This is a genomic window from Sphaerospermopsis reniformis (genome assembly GCF_005402885.1).
Lineage (GTDB): Bacteria > Cyanobacteriota > Cyanobacteriia > Cyanobacteriales > Nostocaceae > Sphaerospermopsis > Sphaerospermopsis kisseleviana.
Window position 1 is genome coordinate 1 of sequence record NZ_BJCE01000506.1, and the last position, 985, is coordinate 985.

At 38.5% G+C, this 985-nt stretch carries 1 protein-coding gene; it reads left to right on the forward strand.

Annotation, left to right across the window (positions count from 1 at the left end; genetic code table 11):
• Positions 1 to 594: 594 nt before the first annotated feature.
• Complete coding sequence (remA, locus tag FFR48_RS28070; protein ID WP_096565850.1) at positions 595 to 861, forward strand: extracellular matrix/biofilm regulator RemA; 267 nt, start codon at positions 595 to 597, stop codon at positions 859 to 861.
• Positions 862 to 985: the final 124 nt, after the last annotated feature.

Below are 985 nucleotides of genomic sequence, written 5' to 3' on the forward strand. Positions count from 1 at the left end.
CTCTTGAAATCCCAAAAAATGCACACTTTTTCCGGTATACCCTTCAAAACCCTTGCACTAATTTCTGTGTTTATCAGCCTCTAACCTTTGATATATCAAGGTTTTAGGTTTATTCAGCAAACCCTACGTAGGGTTTGCTGAAAAAGTCTTTTTGTGGGGGCAGGCAAGAGACCAGGCAAGAGGCAAGAGTTTGGGCTATCTGTTATCCCTAGATTTTATGACTTATTCAACTCAAAATGCACGCTTTTGGGAGTATCCCCCTCAAAAATCTTGCACCTACTTTCTTTTTTAGCAGCCCCAACCCCTTGATTTATCTGGGTTTTACATTTATTCAGCAAGCCCTACGTAAATTTCGTTAAGCGAACAGTATTGGTGGGCAATCTAGCGACGACTACCTTTTATGAATATAATTTTCTATATATCCTTAGAAATATTTTTAGCATTTATAGCTGATAAAAAGCTAAAAGCCGGGAGTTGTGATTTAAAAACTCAAGATATCAAGACTTTAATCGTTGTAACTCCCATTTTTTATGTATAACATGAGAATATGTTTATCAAGAACTTTTCCTCGCGCCTAGAGCGCCTATTTTTTTTATGGATATTCAATTAATCAACATCGGTTTTGGCAACATTGTTTCCGCTAATCGAGTAGTTGCCATTGTCAGTCCAGAATCTGCCCCAATTAAGCGCATTATTACCGACGCTAGAGATAGAGGGCAACTGATAGATGCCACCTATGGTAGACGAACTAGGGCTGTCATTATCACTGATTCCAGTCATGTTATTTTATCAGCGATTCAGCCAGAAACGGTAGCAAATCGGTTTGTCATTTCCCGTGAGCATCAGACTGCCGATAACTAATTAGGGTTTGCTGAATAAACCTAAAACCTTGATATATCAAAGGTTAGAGGCTGATAAACACAGAAATTAGTGCAAGGGTTTTGAAGGGTATACCGGAAAAAGTGTGCATTTTTTGGGATTTCAA

Excerpts from the sequence above, each read along its gene's own strand:
- remA (WP_096565850.1), top strand. The coding sequence starts at position 595 with ATGGATATTCAATTAATCAACATCGGTTTTGGCAACATTGTTTCCGCT.